Source organism: Pseudomonas sp. GXZC (assembly GCF_026967615.1).
Classification (GTDB): Bacteria; Pseudomonadota; Gammaproteobacteria; order Pseudomonadales; family Pseudomonadaceae; genus Aquipseudomonas; species Aquipseudomonas azotoformans_A.
Genome location: NZ_CP114115.1, coordinates 590,502 through 606,096, shown reverse-complemented (window position 1 = coordinate 606,096; position 15,595 = coordinate 590,502). Strand labels below are relative to the sequence as shown.

The following is a 15,595-nucleotide window of genomic DNA, read 5'->3' as shown; positions in this document are numbered from 1 at the left end:
TTCAACAAAGCAAATAAGGTGCAACCAGTTTCGTGAGAATAAGTTGCACCTGGATATGTTTTGCGGAAAACAGCCTGTTTTTGCTCCTTTTCGGAGCAAGAACAGCCGATCTCAGAAGTAAACGCACCAAGGCGGAGCGCAATCCGTCGGCGGTGTATTTTTTTCCCGATCACGATCGAAAATTTCCTGAACAAAAAGGGTTGCACCCGGTTGCACCTCCGCATGCGCAAAGCTAATCTTGCCGCCAGCTGATGCCACTCGGTAGTGGCACCCATGAGGATAAGAAAATGGCTACGACCACCCTTGGGGTCAAACTCGACGACCCGACCCGCGAGCGCCTGAAGGCTGCCGCGACCTCCATTGATCGCACGCCGCACTGGCTGATCAAGCAGGCGATTTTCAATTACCTGGAGAAACTGGAGGGTGGTGCAACCCTGACCGAACTCAATGGTTTGAGCAGCAAGGACGCCGACGATGCGGGCGAGGTCCAGACCGACCACGCCCACCAGTGCTTCCTTGAGTTCGCCGAAAGCATCCTGCCGCAATCCGTATTGCGCGCCTCGATCACCGCCGCTTACCGCCGCCCCGAGCCGGAAGTGGTGCCGATGCTGATCGAACAGGCTCGCCTGCCGGCCCCGATGGCCGAAGCCACCAACAAGCTGGCCGCCTCGATCGCTGAAAAACTGCGTAACCAGAAGAGTGCCGGCGGCCGTGCCGGTATTGTTCAGGGCCTGCTGCAAGAATTTTCCCTGTCGTCCCAGGAAGGCGTGGCACTGATGTGCCTGGCCGAAGCGCTGCTGCGTATCCCGGACAAGGGCACCCGCGACGCACTGATCCGCGACAAGATCAGCACCGGCAACTGGCAGCCGCACCTGGGCAACAGCCCGTCGCTGTTCGTCAACGCCGCGACCTGGGGCCTGCTGCTGACCGGTAAACTGGTCGCCACCCACAACGAAGCGGGCCTGACCTCGTCCCTGAGCCGCATCATCGGCAAGAGCGGCGAGCCGATGATCCGCAAGGGCGTCGACATGGCGATGCGCCTGATGGGCGAGCAGTTCGTCACCGGCGAAACCATTGCCGAGGCCCTGGCCAACGCGAGCAAGTTCGAAGCCAAGGGCTTCCGCTACTCCTACGACATGCTCGGTGAAGCCGCGCTGACTGAACACGACGCGCAGAAGTACCTGGCCTCGTACGAACAAGCCATTCACTCGATCGGTAAAGCGTCCCACGGCCGTGGGATTTATGAAGGTCCGGGCATTTCCATCAAGCTGTCGGCCCTGCACCCGCGCTACAGCCGTGCGCAGTACGAGCGTGTGATGGACGAGTTGTACCCGCGCCTGCTGTCCCTGACCCTGCTGGCCAAGCAATACGACATCGGCTTGAACATCGACGCTGAAGAAGCCGACCGTCTGGAGTTGTCCCTGGACCTGCTTGAACGCCTGTGCTTCGAGCCGCAACTGACCGGCTGGAACGGCATCGGTTTCGTGATCCAGGCCTACCAGAAGCGTTGCCCGTATGTGATCGACTACGTCATCGACCTGGCACGCCGCAGCCGCCATCGCCTGATGATCCGCCTGGTAAAAGGCGCGTACTGGGACAGCGAGATCAAGCGCGCCCAAGTCGAAGGCCTGGAAGGCTACCCGGTGTACACCCGCAAGGTGTACACCGACGTTTCCTACATTGCCTGCGCACGCAAACTGCTGTCGGTGCCGGAAGTCATCTACCCGCAGTTCGCCACGCACAACGCTCACACGCTGTCGGCCATCTACCATATCGCCGGTCAGAACTATTACCCCGGCCAGTACGAGTTCCAATGCCTGCACGGCATGGGCGAACCGCTGTACGAGCAGGTTGTAGGCAAGGTTTCCGAAGGCAAGCTGAACCGTCCATGCCGCGTGTATGCACCGGTTGGCACCCACGAAACGCTGCTGGCTTACCTGGTGCGTCGCCTGCTGGAAAACGGCGCGAACACCTCGTTCGTCAACCGCATTGCCGACCAATCCATCTCCATTCAGGAGCTGGTGGCCGACCCAGTGGCCAGCATCGAGCAAATGGCTACGCTGGAAGGCGGCTTCGGCCTGCCGCACCCGCGCATTCCCTTGCCGCGTGACCTGTACGGCAGCGACCGCGCCAACTCGGCCGGTATCGACCTGGCCAACGAACACCGCTTGGCGTCGCTGTCCTGCGCCTTGCTGGCCACCGCGCACAACCACTGGAAAGCGGCGCCGATGCTCGGTTGCGCCTCCAGCGAGCAACCCGCAGCACCGGTACTGAACCCGTCCGACCTGCGTGACGTGGTCGGTCACGTGCAAGAAGCCACCGTTCAAGACGTCGACAACGCTATCCAGTGCGCCATCAGCGCCGGTCCGATCTGGCAGGCCACCCCGCCCGCCGAGCGCGCTGCGATCCTAGAACGTGCCGCCGACCTGATGGAAGGCGAGATCCAACCGCTGATGGGCCTACTGGCCCGCGAAGCCGGCAAGACCTTCGCCAATGCCATCGCCGAAGTGCGTGAAGCCGTGGATTTCCTGCGCTACTACGCGGTGCAGGCACGTAACGACTTCACCAACGACGCCCACCGCCCGCTGGGCCCGGTGGTCTGCATCAGCCCGTGGAACTTCCCGCTGGCCATCTTCAGCGGCCAAGTCGCCGCCGCATTGGCCGCCGGCAACCCGGTACTGGCCAAGCCTGCCGAGCAAACCCCATTGGTGGCCGCGCAAGCCGTGCGCATCCTGTTGGAAGCCGGTATTCCGGAAGGCGTGCTGCAATTGCTGCCGGGCCAGGGCGAAACCGTCGGTGCCCGCCTGGTGGGTGATGATCGCGTCAAAGGCGTGATGTTCACTGGCTCCACCGAAGTGGCGCGCCTGCTGCAACGCAACGTCGCCGGTCGTCTGGATGCCCAGGGCCGTCCGATCCCGCTGATCGCCGAAACCGGTGGCCAGAACGCGATGATCGTCGACTCCTCGGCGCTGACCGAACAAGTGGTCATCGACGTGGTGTCCTCGGCCTTCGACAGTGCCGGCCAACGCTGCTCGGCCCTGCGCGTGCTGTGCCTGCAGGAAGATTCGGCAGACCGTGTCATCGAAATGCTCAAGGGCGCCATGGCGGAATGCCGCTTGGGTAACCCGGAGCGCCTGTCCGTCGACATCGGCCCGGTGATCGACGCCGAAGCCAAGGCCGGCATCGAGAAACACATCCAGGCCATGCGCGACAAAGGCCGCAACGTGTATCAAGTGGCGATTGCCGACGGTGAAGAGATCAAGCGTGGCACCTTCGTGATGCCGACCCTGATCGAGCTGGAAAGCTTCGACGAACTGCAACGCGAGATCTTCGGCCCAGTGCTGCACGTGGTGCGCTACAAGCGCAAAGAAATCGACCAGCTTATCGGTCAGATCAACGCTTCCGGCTATGGCCTGACCCTGGGCGTGCACACCCGTATCGACGAGACCATCGCCAAGGTGATCGACAACGTCCATGCCGGTAACGTCTACGTGAACCGCAACATCGTCGGCGCGGTGGTCGGCGTGCAACCGTTCGGCGGCGAGGGCCTGTCGGGCACTGGCCCGAAAGCCGGTGGCCCGCTGTACCTGTACCGCCTGCTGTCGACACGTCCTACGGATGCCATTGAGCAATCCTTCGTACGCGGCGACGCATTGGCCGCACCGGACGTGCGCCTGCGTGACGCCATGAGCCAGCCGCTGACCGCCCTGAAAACCTGGGCTGACAGCAATAAGTTCAGCGACCTGAGTGCCCTGTGCAGCCAGTTCGCCGCGCAATCGCAAAGCGGTATCACCCGCCAACTGGCTGGCCCGACCGGCGAACGCAACAGCTACGCCATCCTGCCCCGCGAGCACGTACTGTGCCTGGCGGAAGTGGAAGGCGATCTGCTGACGCAGCTGGCGGCAGTGTTGGCTGTGGGCGGCTCGGCGGTATGGCCCGAATCCGACCTGACCAAGGCCTTGTTCCCACGCCTGCCTAAAGAGATTCAGGCGAAGATCAAGCGCGTGGCCGACTGGACCAAGGACGACGTGGTGTTTGACGCTGTTCTGCATCACGGTGATTCCGATCAATTGCGCGCGGTGTGCCAGCAAGTGGCGCAGCGTGGTGGGGCGATTGTCGGGGTGCATGGCTTGTCGCAGGGCGAGACGGCGATTGCGCTGGAGCGTTTGGTGATCGAGCGTGCGTTGAGCGTCAACACCGCAGCCGCGGGTGGTAACGCCAGCCTGATGACCATCGGTTAATGGTAAACCCTGTGGGAGCTGGCTTGCCAGCTCCCGCAGGAACCGAGTTTGTTCTGGCCTTCCATCACCCAAATCAATCTTGCTATCCACCCTCCATTCGCGCACTTAGACTCAGGCCAATTCCTCTAAAGGTAAGCCGCCATGTCCGAGACGCTGCTCAGTTCCCGCAATCTGGCTTTCGAGCTGTACGAAGTCCTCGATGCCGAGGGCCTGACCCAGCGCGAGCGGTTTGCCGAACACAATCGTGAAACCTTCGATGCGGCCATCAGCACCGCCCGCACTATTGCGGAAAAGTACTTTGCCCCGCACAACCGCAAGAACGACGAAAACGAACCGCGCTACGAAGACGGCCAGGCCATCCTGATCCCGGAAGTGAAACCCGCCGTGGACGCCTTCCTGGAGGCCGGCTTTCTCAACGCCGCGCGCAGCTTCGAAGCCGGCGGCATGCAACTGCCGACCCTGCTGTCCCAAGCCTGTTTTGCGCACTTCCAGTCGGCCAACGCCGCATCCACGTCCTACCCGTTCCTGACCATGGGCGCTGCCAACCTGATCGAGAGCTTCGGCACTGAGGATCAGAAACGACGCTTCCTGCAACCGATGATTGACGGGCGTTTCTTCGGGACCATGGCCCTCACCGAACCCCACGCCGGTTCTTCGCTGTCGGATATTCGTACACGGGCAGAGCCTGCGGCAGACGGCAGCTATCGACTCAAGGGCAACAAGATTTTCATTTCCGGCGGCGACCACCCGCTGTCGGAAAACATCGTGCACATGGTGCTGGCCAAACTGCCGGACGCGCCGGCCGGGGTGAAGGGCATTTCGTTGTTTATCGTGCCCAAATTCCTGGTCAACGACGACGGCAGCCTGGGAGAGCGCAACGATGTGCTGCTGGCCGGCCTGTTCCACAAGATGGGCTGGCGCGGCACCACGTCCACCGCGCTGAACTTCGGCGATAACGGGAATTGCATCGGCTATCTGGTGGGCAAGCCGCACCAGGGGTTGAGCTGCATGTTCCAGATGATGAACGAGGCGCGGATTGGTGTCGGCATGGGCGCGGTCATGCTCGGTTACGCCGGCTACCTCTACTCCTTGGAGTACGCCCGCGAACGCCCGCAAGGTCGCCTGCCCGACAGTAAAGATCCCACGACCGCACCGGTCTCGATCATTCAGCATGCGGACATCAAGCGCATGCTGCTCACCCAAAAATCCTACGTGGAAGGCGCCTTCGACCTCGGCCTCTACGCCGCACGGCTGTTTGACGACACCACCACCTTGGCCACCGAAACCGAACGCAAGCAAGCCCACGAACTGCTGGACCTGCTCACGCCCATCGTCAAATCCTGGCCGTCGGAGTTCTGCCTCAAGGCCAACGAATTGGCGATCCAGATTCTCGGCGGCCATGGCTACACCCGCGAATACCCGGTGGAGCAGTACTACCGCGACAACCGCCTGAACCCGATCCACGAAGGCACCCATGGCATCCAGTCCCTGGATCTGCTCGGGCGCAAACTGGCGCAGAACGGTGGCGCGGGCTTGAAGCAACTCATCCGACTGATCGCCGAAACCGGCGCCCGCGCCCAGGAATACCCAAGCCTTACCGCACTGAGGGAACCGCTGGAACAGCTTGTTAACCGCCTGCAAAGCGTCACCCTCGGTTTGCTGACGGATCTCGCCCACGGCAAGGTCAACAGCAGCCTGGCGAACTCAGCGCTGTACTTGAAAGTGTTCGGGCATACGGTGATTGGCTGGCGCTGGCTGGAACAGGCGATTCACGCCGAAGCAGGCTTGGCCAAGGGCAATGCGGCGGATGTGGCCTTCTATAAAGGCAAGCTCCAGGCCGCCCGGTACTTCCTGACCTGGGAAGTGCCGAGCTGCCATCATGAACTGGCAATCTTGGAGGCCCGTGATGACACGTGCCTCGGCATGCAAGATGAGTGGTTCTAAGGCGTTCCGATCGCCTTGGAAATCACATCGACCGTGGCGCTGACTTGCTCTTGGTAACGGTCGAGTTCCTGCTGGTGCGCCTGCTGCATTTCGATCTGCTCGGCACACAGGTTCAGCGCCGCCAGCACCAGTAGCTTGTCACCGATCAGGGTCGGGTACTTCTTCTTGGTGGTGGCCAGGGACGCCTTGAGCAGGGTCACGGCGTGCATCAGGGTTTTCTCTTCCCCGGCCGGAGCCTTGATCGAGTAATCCTCTCCGAGAATCGAAACGACCTTTATCCCTTCACTCATGCGCCGACAGGCCCTGCGCTCACACGCTCAACCAGCGCCTGGATACGTGCGGCGGTGGCGCCGTGCTTTTCTTCCTGCTCCATCAGGTTCAGTTGCAGGCTGTCGTTCTCGTCCTTGGCGCGGGCCAGTTCCGCCTTGAGGGATTCGTTGGTGCCCAGCAGGTCCTGATTCTGTTGTACCAGGTCGCTGACCAGTTGTTCCAATTGGCTGAGGGATGCTTCTAACATTTTGATTTCTCGGGCTTTTTCAAAGGGCGGTGACGATAAAGAAAATTCACCTCGGATGCCAGGGTTATCCCCGGCGCGCAGCCCGATTTTTAAGGGCCGGGCCGCACTTTCGAGCCTTAGTGACTGCATTTACCGGATCTGGTTCCTGAATCCGCGAAACCCCTCGTCAGATGCGACAAAACCGCACACGCCCCTTTAGACTTTAGTCGTACGACCGATAGAGAGGGACACCCTGTCTCATGGCCGCACGGATCGCGCTTCTCCCCCAGGATTCCCGCATGTCGCTTCGTAATATGAATATCGCTCCGAGGGCCTTCCTCGGCTTCGCGTTTATTGGCGCGTTGATGTTGTTTCTCGGTGTGTTTGCCCTGAACCAGATGAGCAAGATCCGTGGCGCCACCGAAGACATCACCCTGTCCAGCGTGCCGAGCATTCGTGCCCTCGATGAATTTACCCAGCTGACCCTGCGCCTGCGGGTGCTGTCGTACCGCCTGCTGACCAACCGTGAGCCTGAGGTTCAGCAAAAAACCCTGGAAGCCTTTGAACTGCGTAACCAGCAGATTCGCACCGCCCAGGGCATCTACGAAAAACTCATCGAGAGCAGCGAAGAGCGCTCGACCTACGACGAATACGTGCGCCTGCTGGGCCAGTACCATCAGATTGAAGAGCGCATGAAGAGCCTGTCGCGCGCCAATCAAGTGGAAGAACTGCGCGCCCTGCTCAACACCGAACTGCTGAGCAACTCCGAGCAGGTCAACGCCGTGCTCACCCGTCTGTTGGACATCAACAACAAGATGGCCCTGGCCACCAATCAGCAAGCCGAAGACCAATACAACCTGGCCTTTGACCTGGTGGTCGGCCTGCTGGTGATCGCCACGGCGTTGACCCTGCTGTTCGCCTGGCTGCTGACCCGCAGCATCACCCTGCCCATTTCCCAGGCACTCGAAGCCGCCGAAGAAGTGGCCGAAGGCAACCTGACGCGGCCGATCAAGGTCGACGGCAACGACGAAGCCGGGCGCCTGCTGGCCGCCATGGCCAAGATGCAGGACAAGCTGCGCGACACCCTGCAACGCATCGCCGGGTCAGCGACCCAACTGGCGTCGGCTGCCGAGGAACTGAACGCCGTCACCGACGAAAGCGCCCGCGGCCTGACCCAGCAGAACAACGAAATCGAACAAGCCGCCACGGCGGTGAACGAGATGACCAGCGCCGTCGAAGAAGTCGCCCGCAACGCTGTGAGCACCTCCGAAGCTTCGCGCAACGCCACCACCTCCGCCGGCGATGGCCGTGACCTGGTGCAGGAAACCGTCAGCGCTATCGAACGCATGAGCGGCGACGTGCAAGCCACGGCCACGCTGATTGGCGACCTGGCCAATGAGTCGCGCGACATCGGCAAGGTGTTGGATGTGATTCGCGGTCTGGCCGACCAGACCAACCTGCTGGCCCTGAACGCAGCGATTGAAGCGGCACGTGCCGGTGAAGCCGGTCGCGGTTTTGCGGTGGTCGCCGATGAAGTGCGCGCCCTGGCCCATCGCACGCAGCAATCCACCAGCGAGATCGAGCGGATGATCGGCAGTATCCAGGCCGGCACCGAGCACGCGGTAGACTCAATGCGCAACAGCACCGAACGCGCCGAATCGACGCTGAACATCGCCAAAGGCGCCGGGATGTCGCTGGATACCATCAATACGGCGATCGTCGAGATCAACGAACGCAACCTGGTCATCGCCAGCGCGGCGGAAGAACAGGCCCAGGTGGCGCGGGAAGTGGATCGCAACCTGGTGAACATCCGCGATCTATCGGTGCAATCAGCGACCGGCGCCAGCCAGACCAGTGCGGCGAGCAGTGAACTGTCGCGCCTGGCGGTGGACTTGAACGGAATGGTCGGCCGCTTCCGCCTGTAACTGACCCCGACCGACTGTAGTGAGCGGGCTTGCCCCGCGCTGGGCTGCGAAGCAGCCCCAAAACCAGTCACCGCATACTATCTGTAAACATGAGGTGTTCCTGTTGGGGCTGCTCTGCAGCCCAGCGCAGGGCAAGCCTGCTCACTACAAGAGCCCTGCCCACTACAGCAAGCCAGCTTCCACATTAACCCTGCACGAATCAGAAAAAGCTTTTTGACAGTGCAGCAATTCAACAGGTTAGAATCGCTGGCACGCAGACTGCATGGTCAGTTTGCGCCCCGTCTTGTTTGCTCATGGAGTACTGCCTTTGAATGCGACGACCATCAACAGCCTGTTCTTGATCGGCGCGTTGCTGGTGAGTGCGAGCATTCTGGTGAGTTCTCTTTCGTCCCGCCTGGGTATCCCGATCCTGGTGATCATCCTGGCCGTGGGCATGGTCGCCGGCGTCGATGGCGGCGGCATCATCTTCGATAACTACCCAACCGCCTACCTGGTGGGCAACCTCGCCCTGGCCGTGATCCTGCTCGATGGCGGTTTGCGCACACGGGTGGCGAGTTTCCGCGTGGCACTCTGGCCGGCGTTGTCGCTGGCCACGGTGGGGGTGTTGATTACCACCGGCCTCACCGGCATGGCTGCGGCCTGGCTGTTTGACCTCAATATCATCCAAGGCTTGTTGATTGGCGCGATTGTCGGCTCCACGGACGCAGCGGCAGTATTCTCGCTGCTCGGCGGCAAGGGCCTCAACGAACGGGTCACTGCCAGCCTGGAAATCGAATCCGGCAGCAACGACCCCATGGCGGTGTTCCTCACCGTCACCTTGATCGACATGCTGGCCAGCGGCCAGACCGGCCTGCACTGGAGTCTGCTGACTCACCTGGTGCGCGAGTTCGGCATCGGCGGCGTGGTCGGCCTGGGCGGTGGCTGGCTGATGCTGCAAATGGTCAACCGCATCAACCTGGCCACTGGCTTGTACCCGATCCTGGTGATCGCCGGCGGCCTGTTCGTGTTCGCCGTGACCAACGCCCTGCATGGCAGCGGCTTCCTCGCCGTATACCTGTGCGGCCTGGTGATCGGCAACCGCCCGGTGCGCAGCCGTCATGGCATTTTGCATATGCTCGACGGCATGGCCTGGTTGGCACAGATCGGCATGTTCCTGGTACTGGGCCTGCTGGTCACGCCCCATGACTTGCTGCCCATCGCGTTGCCGGCCCTGGGCTTGGCGCTGTGGATGATTCTGTTTGCGCGGCCATTGTCGGTGATGGTCGGCCTGCTGCCGTTCAAGGCATTCCACGGACGCGAAAAAGCCTTTATCGCCTGGGTCGGCCTGCGCGGCGCGGTGCCGATCATTCTGGCGGTGTTCCCGCTGATGGCCGGCCTGCCCCACGCGCAGCTGTACTTCAACCTGGCGTTCTTTATCGTGCTGGTCTCGCTGCTGGTGCAGGGCACAAGCCTGCCGTGGGTGGCCAAGCTGCTCAAAGTCACCGTACCGCCGGACCCGGCGCCGATTTCCCGTGCCGCGCTGGAAGTGCACGTCACCAGCGAGTGGGAGTTGTTCGTCTACCGCCTGGGCGCGGAAAAATGGTGCATCGGCGCCGCCCTGCGTGAGCTGAAAATGCCCGAAGGCACGCGGATCGCTGCGCTGTTCCGTGGCCAGCAACTGCTCCATCCGTCGGGTAGTACCGTGCTGGAAGTCGGCGATTTGCTCTGCGTGATCGGCCATGAACACAACCTGCCAGCCCTGGGCAAACTGTTCAGCCAGGCGCCGCAACGCGGTCTGGACCTGCGTTTCTTCGGCGACTTCGTGCTGGAAGGCGACGCCCAGCTGGGCGCGGTTTCCGCGCTGTACGGCCTGAAGCTGGAGGGCATCGACCCGGATATGCCGCTGAGCAGTTTCATCACCCAGAAAGTCGGCGGCGCGCCCATCGTCGGCGACCAGGTGGAATGGAACAACACCATCTGGACCGTCGCGGTCATGGACGGGAACAAGATCGGCAAAGTGGGCGTCAGATTCCCCGAAGGAAGTCGCCCGGGCCCCGGACTCTTCCTCTAAACTGCGGGGCGACGACGCCCCCGATTCTTCACCTTGCAAGACCGGTCTCTATGCCTACCCTGCGCACGTTCCTCGCCACTGCCCTGCTGGGCCTGACCCTTTGTGTCGGCACCGTTCACGCGGCCGACCCGCCCAGCGCCGACGCCATCCAGCAAACCCTGGACAAGCTGCCCGACCGCAAGCTGCCCGACGCCGACATGAAGGCCCTACAGACTATCCTGCAGCAGACCCTGACCTACCTGGGCAACAAGCAGGATTACGAGCAGCGCCTGGTCGACCTCAAGCGCCAGCTGGAAGACGCGCCGCGCGAGACCGCCGACAACCAGCGCGAGCTGACCCGGCTCAAGGCCACCAAAATCATCCCGGTCGCCCAGCGCTACGCCACCTTGCCGGTGCCGCAGCTGGAGCAACTGCTGGTGCAGCGCACCACCCAGCAAGGCGACCTGCAAAAAGAACTGGCCGACGCCAACAGCCTGTCCATCGCCGCCCAGACCCGTCCCGAACGCGCCCAGACCGAAATCAGCAGCAGCCAGACGCGCATCCTGCAGATCAATTCGATCCTCAAGGCCGGCAAGGACAACGGCAAGGCCCTGACCGGCGACCAGCGCAACCAGCTCAACGCCGAACTCGCCGCCCTCAACGCACTGATCCCGTTGCGCCGCCAGGAACTGGCCGGCAACAGCCAACTGCAAGACCTGGGCAACAGCCAGCACGACCTGGTGATGGAAAAAACTGCACGCCTGGAACAAGAGATCCAGGACCTGCAAACCCTGATCAATCAGAAGCGCCTGGCCCAATCCCAACAAACGGTGACCCAGCAGTCCATCGAAGCGCAAAAAGCCGGCGGCAGCAGCCTGCTCGCCACCGAGAGCGCGGCCAACCTGAAGCTGTCCGACTACCTGCTCAAAAGCACCGACCGCCTCAATGACCTGACCCAGAAAAACCTGAAAACCAAGCAACAACTCGACACGGTGACCCAGAGCGACTCGGCCCTGGACGAGCAGATCAACGTGCTCAAGGGCAGCCTGTTGCTGTCCAAGATTCTCTACAAACAGAAACAAGCCTTGCCACGCCTGACCGTGGACCGCGACCTGGCGGACGACATCGCCAACATTCGCCTCTACCAGTTCGAGGTCAACCAGCAGCGCGAACTGATCAGTTCGCCAAGTGCGTATGTGGATAACTTGCTGGCCAACCAAGCGCCGGAAGACGTCACCCCCCAGCTGCGCCGCACACTGCTGGAACTGGCGATCACCCGCAGCGACCTGCTGGAGCGCCTGAGCCGTGAGCTGAGCGCGCTGCTCAACGAATCCATTACCCTGCAACTGAACCAGAAACAACTGCTCAGCACCGCCACCACCCTGCGCGCGACGCTGGATGAGCAGATGTTCTGGATCCCCAGTAACAAGCCGCTGGACACCGAATGGCTGGAAACCGTGCCGGCGCACCTGAGCAAGCAAGTCGCCACCCTGCCCTGGGCGTCGAGCGTCAGCGAACTGTATGACGGCCTGACCCAGCGCCCGCTGCTGTTCCTGCCGCTGCTGCTGTTGATTGGCGCGCTGCTGTGGCGCCGTAAAAACCTGTACCAGCGCCTGAACAAGGTTCATCTGGACATTGGCCACTTCAAGCGCGACAGCCAGTGGCACACGCCCCAGGCCATCCTGATCAATATCCTGCTGGCGATGCCGGTTTCCCTCGGCCTGGCGCTGTGCGGCTACGCGCTGCAGATCGACGCCCGTGGGCAGAACGCCAACCTCGGTTCGGCCCTGCTGCAGATCGCCCAGGCCTGGCTGGTGTTCTACACCGCTTATCGCATCCTGGCGCCGGGTGGCGTGGCGGAACTGCACTTTCGCTGGGAAAAACCCCAGGTCGAATTCCTGCAAGGCTGGGTGCGCAAACTCGGGTTGGTGGTACTGGCCTTGGTGGCCGTGGTGGCCATTGCCGAGCACCAACCGGCGGCGCTGGCCGACGACGTGCTGGGCATCGGCGTGGTACTCACCTGCTACGCGCTGATGGCCTGGCTGCTCGGCCGCCTGTTGCTCAACAGCCCGACCCATGAAAAAGCCTCGCTGTTTCGCAAGGCCGTAGGCCTGTTGTTTACCGCGCTGCCGGTCGCGTTATTTATCGCCGTATGCTTTGGCTACTACTACACCGCGCTCAAGCTCAGTGACCGCCTGATCAACACCCTGTACCTGCTGATGTTCTGGCTGGTGATCGAGGCCACTTTCGTTCGCGGCCTGGGCGTTGCCGCCCGGCGCCTGGCCTATGCGCGCGCCCTGGCCAAACGCCAGGCCGCCAAGGAAGCCGGCGACGGTGAAGCGGTGATCGAAGAGCCGACCCTGGACATCGAACAGGTCAACGAACAATCCATGCGCCTGATCCGCCTGGCCTTGCTCGGCGGCTTTATCGCGGCGCTGTACTGGGTGTGGTCGGACCTGATCTCGGTGTTTTCGTACCTGGATAACGTCACGTTGTACGAATACACCAGCGGCACCGGCGCCAATATCAGCATGGTGCCGATCAGCATCGGTGACCTGCTCGGTGCGTTGATCATCATCGGCATAACTTTCGCCCTGGCGCGTAACCTGCCCGGCCTGCTCGAAGTGCTGGTGCTGTCCAAGCTGGACCTGGCCCAGGGCAGTGCCTATGCGACCACCACGTTGCTGTCGTATGTGATTGCCGGCGTCGGCTTCGTCTCCACCCTGTCCACCCTCGGCGTGAGCTGGGACAAGTTGCAATGGCTGGTGGCGGCGCTGTCGGTGGGCTTGGGTTTCGGTATGCAGGAAATCTTCGCCAACTTCATCTCCGGCATCATGATCCTGTTCGAACGCCCGGTGCGCATCGGCGACACCATCACCATCGGCAACCTGTCGGGCACGGTGAGCAAGATTCGCATCCGCGCCACCACGATCACCGACTTCGATCGCAAGGACATCATTGTCCCGAACAAAACCTTCATCACCGGGCAACTGATCAACTGGTCGCTGACCGACACCATCACCCGCGTCACCCTCAAACTCGGCGTGGACTACGGCTCCGACCTGGACCGCGTGAAGGAACTGCTGCTCAAGGCCGCCCGCGACAACCCTCGGGTACTGAAGGAGCCAGAGCCCCACGTGTACTTCCTCAACTTCGGCGAAAGCACCCTCGACCACGAACTGCGCATGCACGTGCGCGACCTGGGCGACCGCAACCCGGTGATCGACGAAGTGAACCGCTTTATCAATCGCGAGTTCAAGAAAGAGAGCATCAACATTTCGTTCCGCCAGATGGAGGTCTACCTCAAGAACCTCCACGGCCAGGAATACAAGTTGGTGGAAGTCGACACCCCTCCCGCCAAGCCCGCCAACGACGGCGGCGTGCAGGAACCACCGCCGAGCAAACTCGACTAACCGCGCTATCCCCAGCAGAATGCTCGGACATTCTGCTGGAGATGGCCGGTGAAAGCCCTCGACGAACTGACCTTCGACAACCGCTTCGCACGCCTGGGCGACGCGTTCTCGACCCACGTATTGCCTGAGCCCCTCGACGCGCCGCGCCTGGTTGTGGCGAGTGAGGCCGCCCTGGCCCTGCTCGACCTTGATCCCGCCGTGGCCGAAACACCGGTATTTGCCGAGCTGTTTGGCGGGCACAAGCTGTGGGCCGAGGCGGAACCCCGGGCGATGGTCTATTCCGGGCATCAATTCGGCGGCTACACCCCGCAACTGGGTGACGGCCGTGGCTTGTTGCTGGGCGAGGTGTACAACGAAGCCGGCGAGCACTGGGACCTGCACCTCAAGGGCGCCGGGATGACGCCCTACTCACGCATGGGCGATGGTCGCGCGGTGTTGCGCTCGTCGATCCGCGAGTTCCTGGCCTCCGAAGCGCTGCACGCGCTGGGCATCCCCAGCAGCCGTGCGCTGTGCGTGATCGGCTCCGACACCCCCGTGTGGCGCGAGAAGCAGGAACGCGGCGCGATTGTATTGCGCATGGCACACAGCCATATCCGCTTCGGACATTTCGAATACTTCTACTACACCAAAAAGCCCGAGCAGCAAGCGCTGTTGGCCGAACACGTATTGAACCTGCACTACCCCGAGTGCCGCGAACAGCCCGAGCCGTACCTGGCGATGTTCCGCGAAATCGTCGAGCGCAATGCCGAGCTGATCGCCAAGTGGCAGGCTTATGGCTTCTGCCACGGCGTGATGAACACCGACAACATGTCGATCCTCGGCATCACCTTCGACTTCGGGCCGTTTGCGTTTCTGGATGACTTTGACGCGCACTTCATTTGCAACCACTCGGATCACGAAGGGCGTTATTCCTTCAGCAATCAGGTGCCGATCGGGCAGTGGAACCTCAGCGCATTGGCACAAGCACTGACGCCGTTTATCAGCGTCGACGCCTTGAAAGAAGCCCTTGGGCTGTACCTGCCGCTGTATCAAGCGAACTACCTGGATTTGATGCGCCGTCGCCTGGGGCTGACCACCGCCGAAGACGATGACCAGCAGTTGGTGGAGCGTTTATTGAAGCTGATGCAGAACAGCGGCGTGGATTACACCCTGTTCTTCCGCCGCCTGGGAGATGAGTCGGCGGCGTTGGCCGTGGCGCGGCTGCGCGATGACTTTGTCGACCTGGCCGGGTTTGATACCTGGGCCGAGCAGTACAAGGCGCGTGTTGCACGGGATGGTGACTACACCGAGGAACAGCGCCGTGCGCGGATGCACGCGGTGAACCCGCTGTATATCCTGCGCAACTACCTGGCGCAAAACGCCATCGCGGCCGCTGAATCCGGGGATTACAGCGAGGTGCGACGGCTGCATGAGGTGCTTTCCAAGCCGTTTGAGGAGCAAGCAGGGATGGAGCAATACGCACAGCGCCCGCCGGATTGGGGGAAGCATTTAGAGATTAGTTGTTCGTCGTAGGAGGCCTATCCAGAAGATCGCCCACCGCCTTGATC

Annotated in this window: 8 protein-coding genes and 1 pseudogene; 7 read left to right on the top strand and 2 right to left on the bottom strand. The window is 61.9% G+C overall.

Going from position 1 to position 15,595, the window contains the following annotated elements; translation table 11 throughout:
* Positions 1 to 287 precede the first annotated feature (287 nt).
* Together putA and OZ428_RS02895 are read left to right on the top strand one after the other, a co-directional pair.
* Positions 288 to 4,241, top strand: coding sequence for a trifunctional transcriptional regulator/proline dehydrogenase/L-glutamate gamma-semialdehyde dehydrogenase (putA, locus tag OZ428_RS02900; protein ID WP_269132644.1), 3,954 nt, complete (start codon positions 288 to 290; stop codon positions 4,239 to 4,241).
* A gap of 141 nt (positions 4,242 to 4,382) precedes the next feature.
* A complete protein-coding gene (locus OZ428_RS02895; protein ID WP_269132643.1) occupies positions 4,383 to 6,185 on the top strand; it encodes an acyl-CoA dehydrogenase in 1,803 nt (600 codons plus the stop codon).
* Here OZ428_RS02895 and OZ428_RS02890 read toward each other — a convergent pair.
* Positions 6,182 to 6,475 carry a cell division protein ZapA gene (locus OZ428_RS02890; protein WP_016977202.1) on the bottom strand — a complete coding sequence of 98 codons (294 nt, stop codon included), beginning with the start codon at positions 6,473 to 6,475 and terminating at the stop codon, positions 6,182 to 6,184. The two genes, OZ428_RS02895 and OZ428_RS02890, sit on opposite strands and share 4 nt — an antisense overlap.
* Positions 6,472 to 6,702 carry a hypothetical protein gene (locus tag OZ428_RS02885; protein WP_016977201.1) on the bottom strand — a complete coding sequence of 77 codons (231 nt, stop codon included), beginning with the start codon at positions 6,700 to 6,702 and terminating at the stop codon, positions 6,472 to 6,474. Before OZ428_RS02885 ends, OZ428_RS02890 begins: the two co-directional genes overlap by 4 nt.
* Positions 6,703 to 6,941: 239 nt before the next feature.
* Between OZ428_RS02885 and OZ428_RS34570 the strand changes: the two are divergent.
* The 5 genes and pseudogenes from OZ428_RS34570 to selO all read left to right on the top strand — a co-directional run.
* A pseudogene (locus tag OZ428_RS34570) lies at positions 6,942 to 7,703 on the top strand (MCP four helix bundle domain-containing protein); the annotation flags it as partial.
* Between the two features lie 30 nt (positions 7,704 to 7,733).
* The gene (locus tag OZ428_RS34565; protein WP_370694346.1) at positions 7,734 to 8,606 is read left to right on the top strand and encodes a methyl-accepting chemotaxis protein; all 873 of its coding nucleotides are present in this window, start codon (positions 7,734 to 7,736) and stop codon (positions 8,604 to 8,606) included.
* A 307-nt stretch (positions 8,607 to 8,913) separates the two neighbouring features.
* Positions 8,914 to 10,656: a potassium/proton antiporter gene (locus tag OZ428_RS02875; protein WP_016977199.1), complete on the top strand. Its 1,743-nt coding sequence runs from the start codon at positions 8,914 to 8,916 to the stop codon at positions 10,654 to 10,656.
* 50 nt (positions 10,657 to 10,706) lie between these two features.
* On the top strand, positions 10,707 to 14,048 hold the full coding sequence (gene mscK / locus OZ428_RS02870; protein WP_033897792.1) for a mechanosensitive channel MscK: 3,342 nt from the start codon (positions 10,707 to 10,709) through the stop codon (positions 14,046 to 14,048).
* A 48-nt stretch (positions 14,049 to 14,096) separates the two neighbouring features.
* Positions 14,097 to 15,560 carry a protein adenylyltransferase SelO gene (gene selO, locus OZ428_RS02865; RefSeq protein ID WP_269132642.1) on the top strand — a complete coding sequence of 488 codons (1,464 nt, stop codon included), beginning with the start codon at positions 14,097 to 14,099 and terminating at the stop codon, positions 15,558 to 15,560.
* Positions 15,561 to 15,595 lie beyond the last annotated feature (35 nt).